General features: G+C 57.9%; 19 protein-coding genes. 2 read left to right on the plus strand and 17 right to left on the minus strand.

Features of this window, described 5'->3' with window-relative positions:
* Nucleotides 1–243 precede the first annotated feature (243 nt).
* Nucleotides 244–1,251 carry a tyrosine recombinase XerC gene (locus H8Z83_RS02495; RefSeq protein ID WP_187013599.1) on the plus strand — a complete coding sequence of 336 codons (1,008 nt, stop codon included), beginning with the start codon at nt 244–246 and terminating at the stop codon, nt 1,249–1,251.
* Between the two features lie 69 nt (nt 1,252–1,320).
* Here the strand turns inward: H8Z83_RS02495 and H8Z83_RS02500 are convergent, their stop codons facing one another.
* A complete protein-coding gene (locus H8Z83_RS02500) occupies nt 1,321–2,067 on the minus strand; it encodes a helix-turn-helix domain-containing protein (protein WP_187013600.1) in 747 nt (248 codons plus the stop codon).
* A 196-nt stretch (nt 2,068–2,263) separates the two neighbouring features.
* On the opposite strand from H8Z83_RS02500, the gene H8Z83_RS02505 reads away from it, so the two are divergent.
* Nucleotides 2,264–3,670 carry a sodium-dependent transporter gene (locus tag H8Z83_RS02505; protein WP_187013601.1) on the plus strand — a complete coding sequence of 469 codons (1,407 nt, stop codon included), beginning with the start codon at nt 2,264–2,266 and terminating at the stop codon, nt 3,668–3,670.
* A 262-nt stretch (nt 3,671–3,932) separates the two neighbouring features.
* Here the strand turns inward: H8Z83_RS02505 and H8Z83_RS02510 are convergent, their stop codons facing one another.
* The 16 genes from H8Z83_RS02510 to H8Z83_RS02585 form a co-directional block, all read right to left on the minus strand.
* Complete coding sequence (locus H8Z83_RS02510; protein WP_187013602.1) at nt 3,933–5,276, minus strand: butyryl-CoA:acetate CoA-transferase; 1,344 nt, start codon at nt 5,274–5,276, stop codon at nt 3,933–3,935.
* Between the two features lie 292 nt (nt 5,277–5,568).
* On the minus strand, nt 5,569–7,524 hold the full coding sequence (locus H8Z83_RS02515; RefSeq protein ID WP_187013603.1) for a bifunctional 4-hydroxy-3-methylbut-2-enyl diphosphate reductase/30S ribosomal protein S1: 1,956 nt from the start codon (nt 7,522–7,524) through the stop codon (nt 5,569–5,571).
* Nucleotides 7,515–8,174 carry a lysophospholipid acyltransferase family protein gene (locus H8Z83_RS02520; RefSeq protein WP_187013604.1) on the minus strand — a complete coding sequence of 220 codons (660 nt, stop codon included), beginning with the start codon at nt 8,172–8,174 and terminating at the stop codon, nt 7,515–7,517. Before H8Z83_RS02520 ends, H8Z83_RS02515 begins: the two co-directional genes overlap by 10 nt.
* Entirely contained in the window at nt 8,171–8,848 is a 678-nt protein-coding gene (cmk, locus tag H8Z83_RS02525; protein ID WP_243184701.1) for a (d)CMP kinase, read from the minus strand. Before cmk ends, H8Z83_RS02520 begins: the two co-directional genes overlap by 4 nt.
* Nucleotides 8,849–8,864: 16 nt before the next feature.
* Nucleotides 8,865–10,109: a BaiN/RdsA family NAD(P)/FAD-dependent oxidoreductase gene (locus tag H8Z83_RS02530; protein ID WP_243184702.1), complete on the minus strand. Its 1,245-nt coding sequence runs from the start codon at nt 10,107–10,109 to the stop codon at nt 8,865–8,867.
* Complete coding sequence (locus H8Z83_RS02535; protein WP_187013607.1) at nt 10,102–10,965, minus strand: MurR/RpiR family transcriptional regulator; 864 nt, start codon at nt 10,963–10,965, stop codon at nt 10,102–10,104. Before H8Z83_RS02535 ends, H8Z83_RS02530 begins: the two co-directional genes overlap by 8 nt.
* 178 nt (nt 10,966–11,143) lie before the next feature.
* Nucleotides 11,144–11,851 (minus strand): pseudouridine synthase, encoded by a 708-nt coding sequence (locus H8Z83_RS02540; RefSeq protein ID WP_187013608.1) that lies wholly within the window; start codon nt 11,849–11,851, stop codon nt 11,144–11,146.
* Between the two features lie 29 nt (nt 11,852–11,880).
* Nucleotides 11,881–12,975 (minus strand): D-alanyl-D-alanine carboxypeptidase family protein, encoded by a 1,095-nt coding sequence (locus tag H8Z83_RS02545; protein ID WP_187013609.1) that lies wholly within the window; start codon nt 12,973–12,975, stop codon nt 11,881–11,883.
* 44 nt (nt 12,976–13,019) lie between these two features.
* A complete protein-coding gene (gene ytfJ / locus H8Z83_RS02550; RefSeq protein WP_187013610.1) occupies nt 13,020–13,412 on the minus strand; it encodes a GerW family sporulation protein in 393 nt (130 codons plus the stop codon).
* Nucleotides 13,381–14,055, minus strand: coding sequence for a hypothetical protein (locus H8Z83_RS02555; RefSeq protein WP_187013611.1), 675 nt, complete (start codon nt 14,053–14,055; stop codon nt 13,381–13,383). The genes ytfJ and H8Z83_RS02555 overlap by 32 nt, the downstream gene beginning before the upstream one ends.
* A gap of 24 nt (nt 14,056–14,079) precedes the next feature.
* Nucleotides 14,080–14,700: an SMC-Scp complex subunit ScpB gene (gene scpB / locus H8Z83_RS02560; RefSeq protein ID WP_187013612.1), complete on the minus strand. Its 621-nt coding sequence runs from the start codon at nt 14,698–14,700 to the stop codon at nt 14,080–14,082.
* 17 nt (nt 14,701–14,717) lie between these two features.
* Nucleotides 14,718–15,503, minus strand: a complete 786-nt coding sequence (locus tag H8Z83_RS02565) for a segregation and condensation protein A (RefSeq protein WP_187013613.1) — start codon at nt 15,501–15,503, stop codon at nt 14,718–14,720.
* Nucleotides 15,504–15,515: 12 nt separating this feature from the next.
* A complete protein-coding gene (locus tag H8Z83_RS02570) occupies nt 15,516–16,178 on the minus strand; it encodes a site-2 protease family protein (RefSeq protein WP_187013614.1) in 663 nt (220 codons plus the stop codon).
* Nucleotides 16,179–16,738: 560 nt separating this feature from the next.
* Entirely contained in the window at nt 16,739–17,110 is a 372-nt protein-coding gene (locus H8Z83_RS02575) for a helix-turn-helix transcriptional regulator (RefSeq protein ID WP_187013615.1), read from the minus strand.
* A 140-nt stretch (nt 17,111–17,250) separates the two neighbouring features.
* On the minus strand, nt 17,251–17,616 hold the full coding sequence (rsfS, locus tag H8Z83_RS02580; protein WP_337416808.1) for a ribosome silencing factor: 366 nt from the start codon (nt 17,614–17,616) through the stop codon (nt 17,251–17,253).
* Nucleotides 17,617–17,641: 25 nt separating this feature from the next.
* Entirely contained in the window at nt 17,642–19,210 is a 1,569-nt protein-coding gene (locus tag H8Z83_RS02585) for an LCP family protein (RefSeq protein ID WP_187013616.1), read from the minus strand.
* Nucleotides 19,211–19,213 lie beyond the last annotated feature (3 nt).

Genomic DNA, 19,213 nt, shown 5'->3' on the forward strand with positions numbered 1-19,213 from the left:
GAGCCCGTCGCTTTGATAAACGCATTTACTGGTGCATGGGATCATAACATCAACTCATTTCTGTTTGATTTGCTTGTAGCATGACCCATCCGCCGGATTTTATGTTGAATGACTGAGGAGAGGAGACGTTCGCGGGATACAGTAAACTGAACAAAATAAAAATTTTGTTCAATTTAGGGAAGACGTTTTCAGCCTCCCTCGACATTTGACCGCTTTTTAGCGCAAATATCCCGCCAGCCTGCTATGTCTGATTATCGTACCGAAGCACCGGAGATCCTGCGGGATTTCCTTTCTTATCACGAGACCATCAAGGCCCATTCCCAGCGCACCGTAGATGAATACTACCTGGATCTGCGAAATTTCTTCCGCTATATGAAACAGATCCGTGATCCCGATCTGGCTGACAAGTCTCTGGATGAGATCAGTATTATGGACGTGGATCTGGAATTTGTCGGCAGCATCAAGCTGTCGGACATTTACAGCTACATGACCTATCTCAGCCGGGATCGGGTCCGGTTTCAGAACAGCTCCCATTCGGACTACGGCCTGAACGCCGCGTCCCGTGCCAGAAAAATCGCCACGATCCGCTCCTTTTACAATTACCTGACCAACAAGGCCCATCTACTTCGTGAAAATCCTGTCAAAGATATCGACGCGCCCAAGCTGAAAAAGGAATTGCCACGCTATTTGACGCTGGAGCAAAGCAAGGATCTGCTCAGCGCCGTGGACGGTAAAAATCAGGAGCGCGATTACGCCATCCTGACTCTGTTCCTTAACTGCGGACTCCGGATCTCCGAGCTGGTAGGATTGAATTTACAGGACATTCAGGACGAGACCATGCGCATTCTTGGTAAGGGCAACAAAGTTCGTATTCTTTACCTCAATGACGCCTGCCAAGCGGCGCTGAACCGCTATCTGGCGGTCCGGCGGCCCATCACCGGACGGGACGCCAACGCACTGTTCCTGTCCTCTCAGAACGAGCGGATCAGCCGGTCCACCGTTCATGCCATGGTGAAAAAGCGGCTTTTAGAGGCCGGTTTGGACGCCACCCAGTATTCTTCTCATAAGCTGCGGCACACGGCGGCAACGCTGATGCTGCAAAACGGCGTGGATGTCCGGGCGGTCCAGGAGGTTTTGGGACATGACCACCTGAATACCACGGAGATCTACACCCATATTGATAATGAAGCTCTGCGTGTCGCCGCGAAGGCAAATCCTCTGTCCAAGGTGGACATCCCTAAGCGGAAATAAACAATATCGAAATATGAAAAGGAGAAGGACGGAAACGTCCTTCTCCCCTTTTTTTCTTCTTTTCTTCGATCACAAAAATGCGGAATCCTCCGCGCTGCGGTTGCCGATCAGCAGCATATTCAGCTTCCCCCACCGCCGGATCTCCTGTTTGGAAAACAACAGCCGTTGGCGCAGGCTCTCGTCCAGTTCCTGCGGATTCAGCGTCACCAGACAGCGGAAGGCGCAGGGCATCAGGTCCGCGCTGGAAATGCCGCAGAGAAGCCCGTCGGTATAGTCCCGCATCTCCAGCGGATTGAAAATATACAGAAGGTCCTCCTCCAGCGGATTGAGCTGATTGAAAAAGGTAAACCGGATCAGCATATCGCTGTAAACAACGTTGCCCGTATAATAGGATTCATTGCTGCATCCGTTGCCGGAAACAGAGCAGAGCGTAAAGCTCGCCACATAGGTGCCGGGCCGCTCCGCGTGCTCGTGAATGTCGATCACACCGTCCTTCAAACGGTGATAGCGGCCGTCATAAAAATAGAAATACAGCCGCTTAGCCTGAAAAAACGGGCTCCGCTGCAGCGTCCTCACCGTGGGCGGCGGGGACGGCGGAAGGGTCGGCTGATAGCTGGTCAGCTGCCCGAAGGAAACCTGCAGCGCCTGACTGATCTCATATAAGGTGGCGATATCAATGGAGATTTCTCCGTTTTCATATTTACAGGCCGTGGCACGGCTCTTGTGGATGACATCCGCCAACTGCTGCAGTGTCATGCCGTTGGCTTTGCGGTATTTGCGGATCTGACCACCGATATAGATATTGATCTCGTTCATACAACTTGTTTCCTTAAAATATCCATTGCCTTCTTCTTGATCGGACACACAGTTTATAGAGGTTGTTTTCTATCAGTATATATCATTTCAAGAAATTTTCCAAAAGAATATTTCCTGAAATGAAACTTCTGCTGTTTGCTTTTTTTCCGCAGCCTGATAGAATGTTCTCTTGTTGAAGACAAAAAGATAGAAATGAGTGTGCAAAACGAAAAACAAACACAGTGGTTTCAGCGGCTCTCTGGGCTTCGTTCTGGCGGCCGCAGGCAGTGCCGTAGGCGTCGGCAATATCTGGCGCTTCCCCTATCTCTGCGCCAAGGACGGCGGCGGCCTGTTCCTGTTGGTGTATCTGGTGCTGGTGCTGACCTTCGGCTTCACACTGCTGACCACGGACGTGGCCATCGGCCGCCGGACCAAGCAGAACGCACTGAACGCCTTCGGAACCCTGCATAAGAAGTGGCGTTTTCTGGGATATCTGACCTTCCTGGTTCCGACCCTCATCATGACCTACTACTCCGTCATCGGCGGTTGGATCGCCAAGTATTTCGCGGTCTATCTGGTCTCTGACGGAACCCAGGCGGCTCAGGATGGCTTCTTTACCTCCTTCATCACCTCTCAGGTCTCCCCGATCGTCTTTATGCTGCTGTTCCTGGCACTGACGGCGTGGGTGGTCTATTGCGGCGTGGAGAAGGGCATTGAGAAATATTCCCGGTATATCATGCCGGTCCTGCTGCTTCTCGTCATCGGGATCGCCGTGTTCTCTCTGACGCTGAGCCGCACGGATGACAGCGGCGTGACCCGCACCGGTCTTCAGGGCCTTGTGAAGCCTGACTTCACCGGCATGACACTTCGGAGCTTTTTGAACGCGGTGCTGGACGCCATGAGCCAGCTCTTCTTCTCCCTCAGCGTCAGCATGGGCATCATGATCACCTACGGCAGCTACGTGAAGGACGATGTGGATCTGAACAAGGCCAACGGCCAGATCGAGATCTTCGACACCGGCGTGGCTTTTCTGGCCGGCATCATGATCATTCCCTCCGTGTATGTGTTCCTGGGCGTGGACGGCATGGCCAGCAGACCCAGCCTGACCTTCATCAGCCTGCCCCGGGTGTTTGCCTCCATGGGCGGCGTGGGGCGCATCGTCGGCATCGTGTTCTTCCTGGCACTTGGCTTCGCGGCACTGACCAGCTGTGTATCCGTCATGGAAACGCTGGTGGCCAACTGCATGGAGATCTTCCACAAGAGCCGCAAGGAAATGTGCGCCATGGTGGGCGTCTATTCTCTGGTGACCGCCGTGACCATCTGCCTTGGCTACAACGTGTTCTACTTCGAGCTGACCCTGCCCAACGGCAGCGCCGCTCAGCTTCTGGACGTGATGGACTACATCAGCAACAGCTTCCTGATGCCCTTTATCAGTCTCCTCACCAGCATCCTGATCGGCTGGGTCATCGGCCCCAAGTGGGTCATCGACGAGGTGGAGAAAAACGGTGAGCATTTCGGCCGGGCCAAGCTGTATAGCGTGATGATGCGCTATGTGGTGCCCGTGGTCATGCTGATCCTGTTCCTGACCTCCACCGGCTTCTGGAACCTCCTGTTCCGGCATTGATCTAACTTCCATCAAACCAAAAAGCGGGAGCCGAAAGGCTCCCGCTTCAGCGTGTCGAAAAATTCTTTTCTCCCCGCTGAGCAAGTTTTCAGAACTTCATAAAAGTTCTGAAAACTTAGGATTTTAATGGCGCGGGACACCCTTCTTGGGTTTCCCGCGCACACCCTTCCTTACCGTCGCGGAAAATTTATCACTTTATCGACAGCCTCAAGCGGGAGCCGAAAGGCTCCCGCTTTTCTTATGATTCGGTTGATCCGGTAACTTACCGCTTGTTGGACTTTCTCCAGATGTGCATTGCCTCGGCAGACTTGATCAGCTCATCCCGGAAATCGGGGTGTGCAATGCCGATCAGGGCCTCGGAACGCTCCCAAGTGGACATGCCCTTCAGGTTCACCATGCCGTACTCAGTGACGATATAGTGTGCGCAGGACCGGGGATCGGTAACAATGGAGCCGTTGGTCAGGGTGGGAACGATCCGGCTCTTCACGGTACCGTCCTTGGCAGTCATGGTAGAGGACATGCAGATGAAGCTCTTGCCGCCCTTGGAGAGGTAAGCGCCCATCACGAAGTCCAGCTGGCCGCCGGTACCGGAAATGTGCTTGATGCCGGCAGACTCGGCGTTGACCTGACCGAAGAGGTCCATATCCACAGCGTTGTTGATGGAGATGAAGTTATCCAGCTTGGCGATGACCTGAACATCGTTGGTGTAATCCACAGGTGCGGCCATCACATCGGGGTTCTCCTTGATGTAGTCATACAGCTTCTGGGTGCCGGCAGCAAAGGCATAGACCTGACGGCCTCTGTCCACGTTCTTGTTGCGGCCGGTGATCTTGCCAGCCTTGGCAATATCCACGAAAGCGTCCACATACATCTCGGTGTGCACGCCCAGATCCTTCAGGTCGGACTCTGCGATCAGGGAGCCAACGGTATTGGGCATACCGCCGATGCCCAACTGCAGGCAGGCGCCGTTGGGGATCTCCTTCACGATCATCTCGGCAACCTTGCGGTCCACATCGGTGGGAGGAGCGCCGGCGCCCATAGCGGCCACGGCGGGGTTCTCGCCTTCCACGACCATGTCAACATCGCGGATGTTGATCTCGGTGCCGGTCAGGCCGTAGACCCAAGGCATATTCTGGTTGACTTCCACGATGATCTTCTTGGCATGCTCCAGCATATCGCCAATGTGGGAAGCAGAAACAGCGAAGCTGAAGTTGCCGTGGGCGTCCATGGGAGTCACCTGGATCATAGCCACATCCGTGGTGGCGTTGCCATCCCGATAGAAACGGGGCAGTTCAGAATAGCGCATGGGGCCGAAATAGCCCATGCCCTTGCCGATGATCTTGCGGTCCATGCCGCTGCAGTGCCAGGAGTTCCAGGTGAAGTGGTCACCGGCGTCATCCGCCTTGCACACCTCGGGCATCCACATGGTCACGCCGCCGTGGATCTTCACGTCAAACAGCTCGTCCTTCCGGGCAGCCAGAGCCTTGTCCAGAGCGACAGGCTGATTGCAGCACCAACCGTAATCCACCCAGTCACCGGACTTGACAATCTTCACCGCTTCCTCAGCGGTAGTCAGCTTCTGCTGATACAGTTCCTGAACATTCATCGTCTTTTACCTCCATATTTATTCTGCATATCCGCAAAGTTTTCCTTGTATCGTTAAAATCTTATCATATTCGGCCCGGCAATGCAAGCAAAACGTGAAAAAAATCACAATAATTCAAATCACGCGCCAATTAGCACGTTCACTCATAACAAAATACGCCCGCTCTCTCCTGTTCTCGCCGCACCTCAACCCCTTGCAGCCACAGGCTTTGAAGCAGCTGAGAACGCAAGAACGATGCGGAACGGCAAAAAAAGAAGCAGACCGGTCGGTCTGCTCCTTTTTTCAGTCGAAATTACTCCTCAACAGGAGCGTCCTCCTCGTCAGCGGCAGGAGCCAGCAGAGCGCGGATGGACAGGGAGATCTTCTGCTTCTCCTCGTCGATCGCAGTGATCTTAGCCTCAACGGTCTGGCCCTCGGAGAGAACGTCCTCGGGCTTCTCGATGCGGCGGTCAGCGATCTGAGAAATGTGGATCAGGCCGTCCACGCCGGGAACCACCTCAGCGAAAGCGCCGAAGGGCATCAGCTTAACGATACGAACCTCAGCGGTGTCGCCCACGCCGTACTTGTTCATGAACACCTGCCAGGGATCCACGCTGTGGTCCTTGGCGCCCAGGGAGATCTTGTGCTTCTCGGGGTCGAAGGAGATGACGTACACATCCATGGTGTCGCCAACCTTGCAGATCTCGGCGGGGTTCTTGATGCGGCTCCAGGACAGCTCGGAGATGTGGACCATGCCGTCCACGCCGCCGATGTCCACGAACACGCCGTAGCTGGTCATGGACTTCACGGTGCCGGTGTAGTGCTTGCCCACCTCGATGGTGCTCCACACGGCCTCCTGAGCGGCCTTGCGGGCCTCGTCAGTGACGCTGCGGATGGAGCCCACCACGCGGCGGCGGGCACGGTTGACCTCGGTAATGCGGAGCTGAACCTTCTGACCCTTCATGGCAGACAGATCAGCGCCGCGGGGCTGGCCGCTCTGAGAAGCGGGAACGAACACGCGGATGCCCTTGACGGAAACCACGATGCCGCCCTTGTTCTCCTCGGTGACAGTGCCTTCCAGCACGGTCTTCTCCTCAACGGCAGTCTCGATGTTCTCCCAGATCTTCACAGCGTCCAGACGCTTCTTGGACAGCTCGGCATAGCCTTCCACATCGTTGACGCGGACAACATAGGTCTCGACCTCGTCGCCCACCTTCACGATATCCTCGGGCTTCGCGCTGGGATCGTCGCTCAGCTCGCTGAGCTTGATGTAAGCATACTGCTTAGCGCCAACATCCACCTGAACCTCGGTGGGGGTGATGGCGGTGACAATGCCGGTTACCTTCTCTCCTGTATTTAAAGTTTTGAAAGACTGATTCAGCAGTTCCTCAAAGGACTCTTCCATGGTCTCGGTGCTCTTGATTTCTTCGCTCATCGTTGTTTTTACCTCCTTAATGATGCCCGCGGGTGTGGATGCGCCGGCCGTCAGCCCGGCAACACGGCAGCCTGCAAAATCTGTAGCGGAAAGCTCGTCCGCCCCTTCGATGGAAAGGACATGAGAACAGTTCTGCCGGCAGATCTCTGCCAGATGCTTCGTATTGGCGCTCTTACGGTCACCAACCACCACCATCACGTCTACCTGCGCAGCGATCTCCGCCGCTTCGTTCTGACGTTTACGCGTAGCATAACATATTGTATCAAAGATTTTTACGTTTGTACATTCTTTTTTTAGGATTTTGCAGGAACTTTCAAAAAGTTCACGAATACAGGTGGTCTGCGCCACGATGCTCACGGGCATTTCCGGCTGAAAATCGCCGTTTTTGACCCATTCCGCCACAGCCTCCGGCCCTTGGAACACCAGCGGATGAACGCACCAGCTGGCAAGTCCCATGACCTCCGGATGGTGCGGCTCTCCGATGATGACCACCTGCCGTCCCTCCTGCTCCGCCTGGGACACCAGCTCCTGAATGTGGACCACGTTGGGACAGGTGGCGTTCATGCAGCGGACGCCCCGGGCCGCCAATCCGTCCAGTACGCTTTTCAGTTCTCCGTGGGACCGGATCACCACCGTGTCCCCTGCCCCCAGTGCTTCAGGCCGGTCCGTTTTCCGGACGCCCCGGGCCGCTAAGTCATTGACCACATGGGTGTTGTGAATGAGATCTCCCAGCATCCAGCAGCCCTGCGTCTCCTCCGCTGTTTTCTGAGCCAGCTCCACAGCCCGCTTCACGCCGTAGCAAAAGCCGGCACTTTCCGCTAAGATCACTTGCACAGCGGCGCACCTCCCACCTGCTGTCCGCCCAGAGCGTAAATCTCCCGGAGAAGATCATCCGCGATCTTCTGCATTTCCTCGGCGGTCCCCCGGCGGCCGGTGTATACCGGCGTATAGGGCTGGCCGATGATGATGCGTGTCCGGCGGAAGGTCCGCTTTTCTCCGTCCACAAACACCGGCACTAAAATCGCGCCGGTACGGACACCGATCACCGCCGCGCCGCTGTGGGCGTGGGCCGGCAGGCCGTCCGCCTTGCCGATGCCGTTTCGGATGGTGGTGCCCTCCGGGAAGATCAGCAGATTTTGACCGCTCTGAATGGTCTGGATGGCGGTTTTCACCGCTTGAATGTCCGCACCGCCCCGGTTCACGGGGAATGCGCCCCCCACCCGGATGACCCATGCCAGAATGGGATTCCGGAACAGTTCCTCCTTGCCCATGACGCGAAGCCGGTAATCCATGGGCAGCGCCGTGGCCAGCACCAGAGGGTCCCAGTTGCTGGCGTGATTTGCCACCAGCAGTGCGCCGTGGCGAGGCAGGTTTTCCAAGCCCTGAACCGTGACCGGATGCAGCAGACGGCAGATCCACTTGGCAACCGTGAAGATCAGAGGAAAAAACGGTCCAAAGGGCTGCGTTGTACGGGTCTCGTTCATCGGCTCGTCCTCTCGCGGATGATCCGGAGGATCGCTTCCTCACTCTGCCGGAAGTCCAGCTCCGTGGTATCCAGCAAAACGGCATCCTCCGCCTGCTTCAAGGGTGCCGCTGCCCGGTGGGAATCGTTATAGTCCCGCTGGCGCATTTCCTCCAGCACCTTTTCGTAGCTTTCCGGCGTTCCCCGCTGCTCCAGTTCCCGGAAGCGGCGCATGGCCCGTTCCTCAACGGAGGCCGTCAGGAAGATCTTCACCGTGGCGTCCGGCAGGACCACGGTCCCGATATCCCGGCCATCCATTACCACGTTATTTTCACGAGCCAGCTTCCGCTGCATTTCCAGCAGGTGCGCCCGCACCGCCGGATGGGCGGAGACCGCAGAGGCGTACAGGGAGATCTCCGGCAGACGGATCTGATCCGTCACATCCGCACCGTTCAGTGTCATGTGCTGCAGGCCGTCCTCTCCGTAATGCAGACCGATCTCCAGCTCCGGCAGCAGCGCGGCAGCGGCCTCACCATCCTTGGGGTCCACGCCCTTGGAAAAGGCGGCGTAGCCGATGGTGCGGTAAATGGCGCCGGTATCTACATATAAATAGCCCAGAGTTTTGGAAACGCTTTTCGCCAGCGTGCTCTTTCCGGCACCGGAGGGGCCGTCAATGGCAATACTGATGGTTTTCAATGCTGTTCTCTCCTTCTTATTCCTTCTCATTCGCGGCAGACTGTCCCGCCAGACGACCGGTGGCCCAGGCGATCTGTAAATTGAAGCCGCCGGTATAGGCATCCGTGTCCAGCAGTTCTCCCGCGAAATACAGATTTTTTACAAGCTTGGACTCCATAGTTTTGGGGTCTACCTCCCCCACCTTCACCCCGCCGGAGGTGACGATGGCATCCTCCACAGGACACGGCCCGGAGACCTCCACAGGAAAATGCTTCAAAACCCGCAGCAGGCTTTGCCGCTGCTCCCGGGTCAGATCATGGACCTTCTGTCGTCCGGGAATACCGGACAGTTCAACGACCACCGGGATCAGCTTCTGGGGCAGCAGATCGTCTAAGCTGTTCTGGAAATCGTGGTTGGCATATTTGGCGAAATCCGCCAGCAGCCGCTTGTCCAGCTGCTGTTCATCCAGCGCGGGTTTCAGGTCGATCTCCAGCCGGTAGCGCTTTTTGGTAAAATGCCGCATATGGGCAGAGGCCGACAGCACCAGCGGACCGCTGACGCCGAAGTGCGTAAACAGCAGCTCGCCGAAATCCGTATAGATCTTCTTATCGTTTTCAAAGACCGTCAGGCTCACGTTCCGCAGACTCAAGCCCTGCAAGCGGACGCAGGGGATCCCCGCCGCGATGATCCCCTGCAAGGGCACCAGAGACCCTTGCAGCGGCGTGACGGTGTGCCCCGCCTCAGCCGCCATCCGGTGACCGTCTCCGGTGGAGCCGGTGGCCGGATAGCTGACGCCGCCGGTGGCCAGCACCACCGCCTGAGCGGAATAGCGTCCCCGCTCCCCAACAACGCCGCAGACCGCGCCGTCCTCGATTTTCAGGGCCGACGCCCGGTCCCGGAGGACCTGCACCTTCAGGGCCTTCAGCCGCCGTTCCAGTGCGGCACTGATGTCGAACGCGCTGTCGCTGACGGGAAACACCCGATTCCCCCGCTCAGTTTTCAGTTGGACGCCCAGCTTCTCAAAAAAGTTCATCGTATCAGCGCTATTGAAGCGGTTAAAAGCGCTGTAAAGGAATTTTCCATTACATGGAATATTGGCCAACAGCCCCTCAATATCGGTATTGTTGGTCACGTTGCACCGGCCCTTTCCGGTGATATTCAGTTTTTTTCCCAACCGTTCGTTGGGTTCCAGCAGAGTGACCTGCGCCCCCTGCTCCGCTGCCGAAAGGGCAGCCATCATTCCGGCGGCGCCGCCGCCGATGACCACGATCTTTTTATTCATCGTCCGCACCGCCGAATACATCGTACTGATCCCACAGCCGTTCCAGCGTGGTAAAGGTCTTCGTCACATCCGTGCCCATCTTGGTGGCGATCCCCACCAGCAGGGCATTGATGAGTGACATAGGCGCCGTCATGGAATCGATAAAGGACAGCATCTCGCTGGGAGCCAGCAGCGCCGCGCTGGACATCTGCGCCACCGGAGACTGCTTCTGATCCGTGATGGCGATGATCTCCGCTCCCCGGGACCGGGCAAAGCGGGCTGCGTTGATGGTATCCTTGGAGTACCGGGGGAAGCTGAACGCGATCATCACGTCCCCCTCTCCGCTGCGGAACAGCTGCTCAAAGATCTCACCGGCGGCGCTGGCCTGCACCAGCGTCACGTTTTCAAAGATCATCTGCATGTAAAAATACAGGTAGCCCGCCAGATGGGTAGAGGACCGCGCGCCTAAAATATAGATATGCCGGGCGTGGACGATCTTCTCCACAGCCGTCTGAAAGGTGTCCCGGTCCTCGTCCATGGAGATCTGCCGTAGATTTTCAATATCCGCCTGCAATACGCTGCTGAGCACGTCCCGGTCATAGATATTCTCCGCCGCCTGGATCCGTTGTGTCGAGGTCAGACGGTTCCGGGCCATCTCCTGTAATGCCTTCTGCATGGCGGGATAGCCGTCAAAGCCCAGCTCCGCGGCAAAGCGGACCACCGTGGATTCGCTGACCTCCGTCAGCTTTCCCAGCTTGCTGGCCGTCATGAACGCCGCCTGGTCATAATGGTCCAGGATATAGCGTCCAATTCGTTTTTGCCCCTTTGAAAAGGTGGAAAGGTTGTCCTCGATCGTATGTAACACACTTTTTGCCATGATTTTCTTCCTCCGGCGGCACACAACGCCGCGTTTGATTCCGGGGCCTATTCTACCATACTTTCCGCCGGATTGAAACTGATTTCTTCCCTTTTTCCCCTGCGTTTTTCATAAAAAATAGCCGCAATGCGGCTATTTCAAGGATGCGGCAAAACCTGATGCTTTCTTCGGAAAGCGGTCATTCCTCTTTCAGTCCGGCGATCTCCTCCGCCGTTAAGTACCGCCACTGCCCCAGCGGCAGCGCCCCAAGCTCCAGACAATGCTCCCGCACCCGCTGGAGCCGCAGGACCTCCAGCTCGCACTGTGCGCACATCCGCCGGATCTGGCGGTTCCGCCCCTCGTGGATGATCACGCTCAGCTCTGCCCGGTTTCCCTTCCGGCTCAGTTCACGCACTTCCGCGGGGCGGATAGGCAGCCCTACCACGTCCCGGACGCGGCTCAGCCGTTCTGCCGCGTGCTCCACAGGCCCGGACACCGTCACCCGGTACTCCTTGGACACCTCATGGCTGGGGTGCAGCAGCCGGTGGGTCAGGGCTCCGTCATTGGTCAGCAGAAGCAGCCCCTCCGAATCCCGATCCAGCCGGCCCACGGGATAGACCCTTGTGGAAACGCCGGTCAGCAGGTCCATCACCGTTTTCCGGCCCTGCTCGTCAGACACGGTGGTCACATAACCTCTGGGCTTATTCAGCATCAAGTACACTGCCTCCGGTTCCCGTCCCAGAGGAACGCCGTCCACCCGGATGTCATCCGTCTCCGGGTCGGCCTGCTGGCCCAACAGGGCGGTCTCTCCGTTGACGGTGACCCGCCCAGCGGTGATATACCCCTCTGCTGCCCGGCGGGAACAGACCCCGGCGGCAGACAGCAATTTTTGCAATCGTTCTTTCATTCTGATCCCTGATCCCGTCTTACGGCGGGTCATTCATCCTTCAATTCCAATTTCAGTCCGGCCAAAGCGGAGGACACCTTGGGCATCACTGTCCGTCCTGCCACCAGCGGCACCCGGCCAATCTCTGTTCCGTTCAGGCAGAACACCGCCGCCCCCACGGTTTTTCCGGCGGAGACCGGCGCCCGCAGCGGCTCGTCCAAGCAGATCCGCGTGGTCAGCCGTTCCGTTTCCGCCGCAGGGTAGCAAAAGCCCGCTCCCGCAATCAGCGGCACTGTGGGGCTGACGCCGCCGCTGACGGACGCCTGCGTCAAAGCCTGTCCCCGGACGGCACAGGTCCGGGCGGGGTAGGCGGAAAAGCCGTATTCATACAGCGCTTGATGGTCCGCCCAGTCATTTCCGTCCTGCAAGGTCACAGCAATGAGCCGCTGGCCATTTTTCTCCGCACAGCTCACCAGCGTCCGGCCCGCCGCCTTCGTATATCCCGTTTTCAGGCCCAGACAGCCATCTACATAATGCAGCAGCTTGTTGTGGTTCGTCATGGTCCGTCCCCCGATGGTGACAGACCGGGTGGAGGCGATCCGCATCAAGGTCTCGTTTTCCAGCGCAGCCCGGGCCAGCTTTGCCATGTCCCGTGCAGTGGAATAGTGCTGCTCGTCATCCAGACCGTTGGGGTTGGCGAAGGAGGAATGCTCCATCCCCAGTTCCCGGGCCTTTTCGTTCATCAGGGCTACAAAGCCCTTGACGCTGCCGCCCACATGCTGGGCCACCGCCACCGCCGCATCGTTTCCGGAGCACAGCAGCACCCCGTATAACAGCGTTTCCAGCGTCAGGGTCTCCCCCTCCGTAAGGTACATGGCGGAGCCTTCCGTATACGCCGCCTCCCGGCTGACCTTCACGCTGTCGTGGAGATCTCCCTCCTCGATGGCCACCAGTGCCGTCAGGATCTTGGTGGTGCTGGCGATGAGCATTTTCCGGTCCGCGTTCCGCTCATAGAGCACCCGGCCGCTGTCCGCGTCCATTAAAATTGCAGAGGCAGCAGAGGTCTCCACCGCCAAAATCCGACAAGGGAATATACTATACAGACACAGCGCCGCAAGGGTGCAGCAAAGAAACCGCCGGGTCAAAAGGCATCACGCTCCAAAGCTGAGATGTCTTTAGTATACCCAGATCAAACCGTTTCGTCCCCGTCTTTTTTATCGAAAAATTTTCCGATCTTGTCTACAATATCCGGTGCCATATCCACAATGCGGTCCACGGTGGACACCGGCGGCACCGCTACGGGCATCACGCGGGTGGTTCCGTCCTTGATAACCAGAAAGGCCACCGGGTCGATCTTCACACCGGCGCCGCCGCCACCGCCGAAATTGTTCTGGCCCGGCTTGCCGTAATCCCCGCCGCCGCTGCCGAAGCCGAAGCTGACTCTGGAAATGGGGATCAAGGTCACACCGTCCGGCGTGGTGATGGGCGCGCCTACAATATTGTTGGCGTCCACCATCTCCCGAACCTTCTCCATCGTGGAATTCATCACATCACGCAGCGGGCTTTTCTTTTCCATGTCCATTCGATTCATCCTTTCCGACTGGTGCTTGTTTTTTCTTCTTCATATAGGCCAGAAGCCACCGCAATCCGGGAATCGCCACGGTCATGCCGATCCGCAGCAACGTACCGATCCGGGCGGAAACCCCGATGCTTCCCAGGATTTTTGTCTCCTCCGCGGTAAAATCCACATCCAGGTGGATATGCGGCCGGGGGATCACCAGCAGCTGTTCCAGCACCGGCATCCCGGTCCAGACGGCCCCGTGCAGCTCGCCGTATAACTGCGCGGCGTCCGCAGGTTCCGCCTGTCCCCCTAAAATAACGGACACATCCAGCGGATCGATCCGCACGCCCCGGCGGGTACGGCGCAGCGCCTTTTTCAGCGGCGGCCACAGGGCCTTCCATGCGTCCCGGATGTCGCTGAGCGTGGGCTTCGGGAATGCCTTCTTCGGCTTCTCCTTCCTTTGCGTCTGCTTTTTCTGCGCTTCTTCCGGCTTTTTTTCATTTTTCGGCGGTTTTTTCTTTTCCGGAAGCACCTGAAATTTCAAAAAACCAAATCGGGCGCTGACCGTCAGCTCCTCGCCGAACCGGATCAACACGCCCACTCGCGTCAGACACAGCAGCAGGACCACAAACAACAGGATCCCCAAGATCCACCATCCGATCACAGCCGCTGCCCCCTCTCCAAGCTTTTACACGTCCTCAGGTTCCCCGGCGTCGGTCTGTGCCGGCGCTTCCGTGTCCCCCATGGGATCTACCACCTCACCGGCTTCGTTCAGCCGCATCTGCCCATCCTCGCCGATATCGTCCGGCAGCTCCGGCAGATCCTTCAGGCTGGACAGATGGAACGCCCGCAGGAACTGCTTGGTGGTGCGGTACTGACGAGGCCGCCCCGGTACCTGTAACCGGCCACATTCCTCGATCAGTCCCCGGTCCAGCAGCAGCCCCACGGTATAGGAGCTGTCCACGCCCCGGATCTGATCCACATAGGCCCGTGTGGTAGGCTGGTAGTAGGCGATGATGGTCAAAACCTCCAGTGCGGGCTGGCTGAGCTTGGCCGGCTTGCGGATCTCAAATGCCTTACGGATGGTCTCCGCGTAGTCCGGTGCGGAACAAAGCTGCCAGCTGTCATCGATTTTCAAAAGCCGGATGCCCCGGCGCTCGTAAGCGTAGTAGTCCATCAGTTTTTGAAGCAGCTGTTCCACCGTAGGCCGGTCAATATCCAGTGCCACGCAGATCCGATCCACCTGCACCGGTTCCCCGGAGGCGAACAGGATCGCCTCCAGCGCGGATTCAAGTTCCTTTCTATCCATGTCAGCCACGGTTCTCCTTAAAACGTCAGATTCTCAGGCACGTCATCGCGCTCCTGCCGGACGATACAGTCTGTCTCAGAGCCTGCCAGATGCAGTACACGCGCCTTGCACAGCTCCAGCACCGCCAAAAAGGTGGCAACCACCTCGCTGCGGCTCCGGCTGCCCCGGAACAACAGCAAAAAGCGGGTGATGCCGCCCTCCTTCAGCTTTTGCAGAATATCTCTCGCCTTGCTCTCCACGGGATACGGCTCATGCTGCACGATCTCCCGGAAGGCGGCTCGCGGGGGCGGCAGCTTCCGTTCCGCCCGGTTCTGGATCTCCGCCATGGCCAGCACCAGATCCGCCGGCTGATGGCTGTATTCAAACACCTTGCCCCGCTTCACCGGCTCCGGGTTCCGGGTCACGATGTTCCGGCCGAATTCTCCCATAGGCGCCAACCGCTGGGCCAGTGCCTTCACCCGGACGTAATTTTCGCTGCGCCGCCGTTCCTCCAAGGATTGAAGCAGCGCGTCCATCTCGCTTTTGGCCTCGTCGTCCTCAATGGACAGCAGCATCCGGGTCTTGAGATACACCAGATGGGACGCCATGATGACGAATTCGCTGGCCACCTCCAGATCCATCCGCTGCCGATCCTCCAGCCACGCGATATACTGGCCGCAGATCAACGAGATGGAAATATCCTGGATCTCCAACTTATTCTTCCCCAAAAGAAACAGGATCAGATCCAGCGGACCCTCAAAATCCTGCATCTCCTCAGACCGGGAGTGGACTACCTTTTCCAGTTTGAATACAGGACTTTCCAAAATCAGGACACCTCAAGCAAAAAAGATATGAAACAGCGCCTCGTACACGCCGTAGATCGCGTCTCCAAGAAAATTTCCGCCAAGGCCCAGCCAACTCAGCGCCAGCAGAACCAGAATACCGTACCGCTCGTAGCGCATCAGCTGACCGTAGGCGCTGTTGGGCAAAAACATCGCCAGTACCTTAGACCCGTCCAGCGGCGGAATGGGGATCAGGTTGAAAAGCCCCATACCAACGGACATGGGGGCCACCGTAAACAGGCACCACTCAAAGAAAACATTCATGCCCTCGCTGTACGGTGCGTACAGGTAGATCACCTTGCCGATTCCCAGAAAAAGGACCGCCAAAAGCAGATTGGACACCGGCCCCGCCAGCGCCGTGACCGCCATGCCCTGCTTGGGCTTGCGGAAATAATTGGGATTCACCGGCACGGGCTTGGCCCAGCCGAAGCCCACCGTAAACATCAGAGCCAGACCCAGCCAGTCGATGTGGTGCAGCGGATTCAGGGACAGCCGGTGCATGGACTTCGCCGTGGGGTCTCCCAGCGCCAGCGCCGCCAGCCCGTGACAGGTCTCGTGGACCGTCAGGCAGAGGAACACCGCCGCTACACGGAGCACCGCGTCAGTCAGCGAGGAAACATCCAGCGCCTGAAACAGATTTTGCAGATAATGCAGCATAAAACGCTCCAATGAAGTCAGATTCTCACCGTCTGGGCAGAATGCTCCAGATTCAAGTTATTATAGCAGTTTTTCCATAAAAATACAAGGGTCAAACCCCGGCAGCCCGGCGGATGCAAAAGAACGGCGGCCCTTGCGGGCCGCCGAGATTGTCAATAAAGTGGTAAATTCTCCGCGACGGAAAGGTAGGGCAGCCGTTAGCGGCTCTGCCGCTTTACGGATGCTGCATACCCCTTGCGGGTAAAGAGTGTGCGCGGGACTGCGCCCGCAGGCGCGTTTCGGAGCGCAACCGCCGAAGGCGGCTCTTGGCGCGTAGATAACCCAAGAGGGGGAAACGGGCGACGCGCCGCCAGTGACGGAGAAAGCGAGCCCGTTTCAAGGAAGGCTCCCGGTTTTCGGGCGCAACGCGCACGGAAACCGGTCAAACCGATACCGTATTCCCCCGCACCATTGTAATCAATTGTTTTAAGAGCTTTTATAAAGCTCTTAAAACTTGCTCAGCATATCAAAAAGATTTTGATATGCTGAGCGGCGGCCCTTGCGGGCCGCCGCTGTTCGATTCAGTTTTCTTCCGCGTCCGTCCGGTCCACCTGCCGCAGCAGCTCCTCCGCGGATACGCCGAACAGCTTCGCCAGCGCCAGCAGATTGGAGGTGCTGGGGTCCGCCGTTCCGGTCTCCCACTTGCTCACCGCCTGACGGCTGACACCCAAGGACTCCGCCACGAACTCCTGAGTCATCTTGCACCGGACCCGGTGCTCCTTCAAGACCTCCCCCAGCGAGCGGCGGGTCTCCGCCTTCTCCTTTCGGACCTCCCCGGAGCGGTTGTACTTCCGCAGGGCCTTGACGCCCTGCACGGCGGCGTAGATCACAAACGCGAAGATCGCCAGCCGCACCAGTGTGACCACCAGCAGTAAAATAAGTGATATTGACATATTGATATCCTCCTTTGCTCTCCGGTACCGCTTTCAGCACCATGGATCTGATGCCGTCATGCTACCAGACAAAGGCGGTTGCGGCCACCAAATATGGCGCAACTTTCCGTTGCGCGGCCTGTTTTCGCGCCTGAACAGGCTCAGTCCTGGGTCAGAACGCCGGTGAGGTCCAAGGGCTTGCCGTCGGCCCACAGGCGCTCCAGATCATAGAAGCTCCGGGCCTCGGCGCTGAACACATGGACGCAGATGCAGCCGTAATCCAACAGCACCCAGGTACCGTCCCGGTAGCCCTCCCGACGCAGGGGCTTCTCCCCCGCCTGCTCCTCCAGCAGCTTCTCCACAGAGCCGCACAGGGCGTTGATCTGGGTGTTGGAGCTGCCGGTGGCAATGACGAAATAATCCGCCAGGGTCGTAATGTCGGTGATCTCAATGGCGGAGATCTCCTTGCCCTTCTTCTCATCCAGGGCCTTGGCGGCCAGAATGGCCAGTTCCTTCGGTGTCATCATACTTTTAAAATCCTTTCTGAATGTCTTAGCCGCCCATCGGCAGCGGTTCTCCGGTCACAGGGTCCAATCCCTGATTCGCATCGGGCGTTGCAGGTTCCTCCGGCGGCACCACGATGATGCCGGGATCTTCCGGCTGGTCCGGTGTCTCCGGACTGCCGGTGCCCGTCTCTCCCCCGGTGGAGCCGGAGGGGTCTGTGGTCTCCGTCCCCGTCCCCGGCGTTTCCGGTGTGGCCGGGGTCTCCGGCGTGGGTTCAGACGGGGTCTCCGTTCCCGGCTTTGTCTCCTCCGGCGGTGACACGATCTCCCCGGTGTCCGGGTCGATCAGGTTGCCGTTTTCGTCGGTGATATAGTCCTTTTCCGGCTCATCCTTCTTGCCGCTGCCCATCAGAGTCGGCGGCACGGCGGCCTTGCTGTCCTCCACATGGCCGGTGGTGGAGCTGACGGAGCCGTCCTTATTGACGGACATGATGTCCAGATCCGACAGGGTGAATATCTCCTTGAAGGGGCTGAGCTGGTTATTCACAATGTCCAGCAGCTTGCCGGGAATAGGCACCACATATTCCAGATAGAAGTCCTTGCCAAGCTGCTTGCTGTATACCCGGCTGTATGCCGCAGCGCCCTTGTACGGCATAGTCATGAAGTTCACATCGTCCATGCTCAGGCCGCCGGAGAAGGCCCGCTTGCCGAACCAGAGGATATTCTGGAAGCTCAAGTCCGTCTCCACGGATTCCTCGAATACCTTGGCGATCTTGCCGATATTCAGCACGTTTTTCGGCTGCATCATCTCCTTGATGACCGCCTTCAGGAAGTTCTGCTGCAATTCCATACGGCCCGCATCACCGACGCCGCCCTTGTTATAGCCGTAGGGACTGTCCTTATCGTTCTTCCGCCAGCGGATGACCTGCATGGCGTCGTCGCCGCTCAAGTGCCGCAGGCCCGGTGCCTGCTCGATGACCAGATCCTGCGCCGAGTCGTGGTAGTCCATGGGATAGGGCACGTCGAAATCCACGCCGCCGATGGCGTCCACGATCTTGCCCACGGCCTCCCACTCCAAGATCACCTGATAATCCGGCTCAAAGCCAACCAGCTGGGAGATTTCTTTATAAAGAGCCTTGATGCCCTTCTCCCCGCCGCCGTTCATGTTGTAAACGGAGTTGATCTTCTTCACGTCCCAGTTGACATTTACCATGGTGTCCCGGGGAATGGACATGACGTTGGCCTTCTGGTTGGTCACATCGTAGCTCGCCAGCAGCATGGTGTCCGTGTTGCCGCCGCCCCCGGTGTCCCGGCCCAAGATCAGCACGGTGTAGTAATCCTTGCTCTTCCGTTCGCCGCTGACGCGGGGCTGTACGCCGTCGCCGTAGTCGATGCCGTCCCCCGCCTGGGTGCCGTCTGCGTTGGAGCCGTTTCCCTTTCCGGGCAGTTCCGGCTTGACGAACAAGCCGTCCAGTGCCACCACGGCTACCAGCACCACCGCCAATACGATGGCCACCGCCAGCAGCCACTTCTGTCCCTTTGTCAGTCGGCTGGGCTTCTTTGTTTTCTTCTGTTTGGATTCCTTCTGTTCTAAACGCTTTCCAACATTTTCTGCCATAGG

This window comes from Dysosmobacter segnis, from assembly GCF_014297285.1.
Classification (GTDB): domain Bacteria; phylum Bacillota; class Clostridia; order Oscillospirales; family Oscillospiraceae; genus Oscillibacter; species Oscillibacter segnis.

What these genes read in the sequence shown, in the direction of transcription:
- H8Z83_RS02535 (WP_187013607.1), bottom strand. Translation starts at nt 10,965, where the DNA reads ATGGCAAAAAGTGTGTTACATACGATCGAGGACAACCTTTCCACCTTT.
- H8Z83_RS02570 (WP_187013614.1), bottom strand. Translation starts at nt 16,178, where the DNA reads ATGCTGCATTATCTGCAAAATCTGTTTCAGGCGCTGGATGTTTCCTCG.
- H8Z83_RS02510 (WP_187013602.1), bottom strand. Translation starts at nt 5,276, where the DNA reads ATGAATGTTCAGGAACTGTATCAGCAGAAGCTGACTACCGCTGAGGAA.
- ytfJ (WP_187013610.1), bottom strand. Translation starts at nt 13,412, where the DNA reads ATGGACATGGAAAAGAAAAGCCCGCTGCGTGATGTGATGAATTCCACG.
- H8Z83_RS02540 (WP_187013608.1), bottom strand. Translation starts at nt 11,851, where the DNA reads ATGAAAGAACGATTGCAAAAATTGCTGTCTGCCGCCGGGGTCTGTTCC.
- H8Z83_RS02585 (WP_187013616.1), bottom strand. Translation starts at nt 19,210, where the DNA reads ATGGCAGAAAATGTTGGAAAGCGTTTAGAACAGAAGGAATCCAAACAG.
- H8Z83_RS02575 (WP_187013615.1), bottom strand. Translation starts at nt 17,110, where the DNA reads ATGTCAATATCACTTATTTTACTGCTGGTGGTCACACTGGTGCGGCTG.
- H8Z83_RS02520 (WP_187013604.1), bottom strand. Translation starts at nt 8,174, where the DNA reads ATGAACGAGACCCGTACAACGCAGCCCTTTGGACCGTTTTTTCCTCTG.
- H8Z83_RS02530 (WP_243184702.1), bottom strand. Translation starts at nt 10,109, where the DNA reads ATGAATAAAAAGATCGTGGTCATCGGCGGCGGCGCCGCCGGAATGATG.
- rsfS (WP_337416808.1), bottom strand. Translation starts at nt 17,616, where the DNA reads ATGATGACACCGAAGGAACTGGCCATTCTGGCCGCCAAGGCCCTGGAT.
- H8Z83_RS02500 (WP_187013600.1), bottom strand. Translation starts at nt 2,067, where the DNA reads ATGAACGAGATCAATATCTATATCGGTGGTCAGATCCGCAAATACCGC.
- H8Z83_RS02495 (WP_187013599.1), top strand. Translation starts at nt 244, where the DNA reads ATGTCTGATTATCGTACCGAAGCACCGGAGATCCTGCGGGATTTCCTT.
- scpB (WP_187013612.1), bottom strand. Translation starts at nt 14,700, where the DNA reads ATGGATAGAAAGGAACTTGAATCCGCGCTGGAGGCGATCCTGTTCGCC.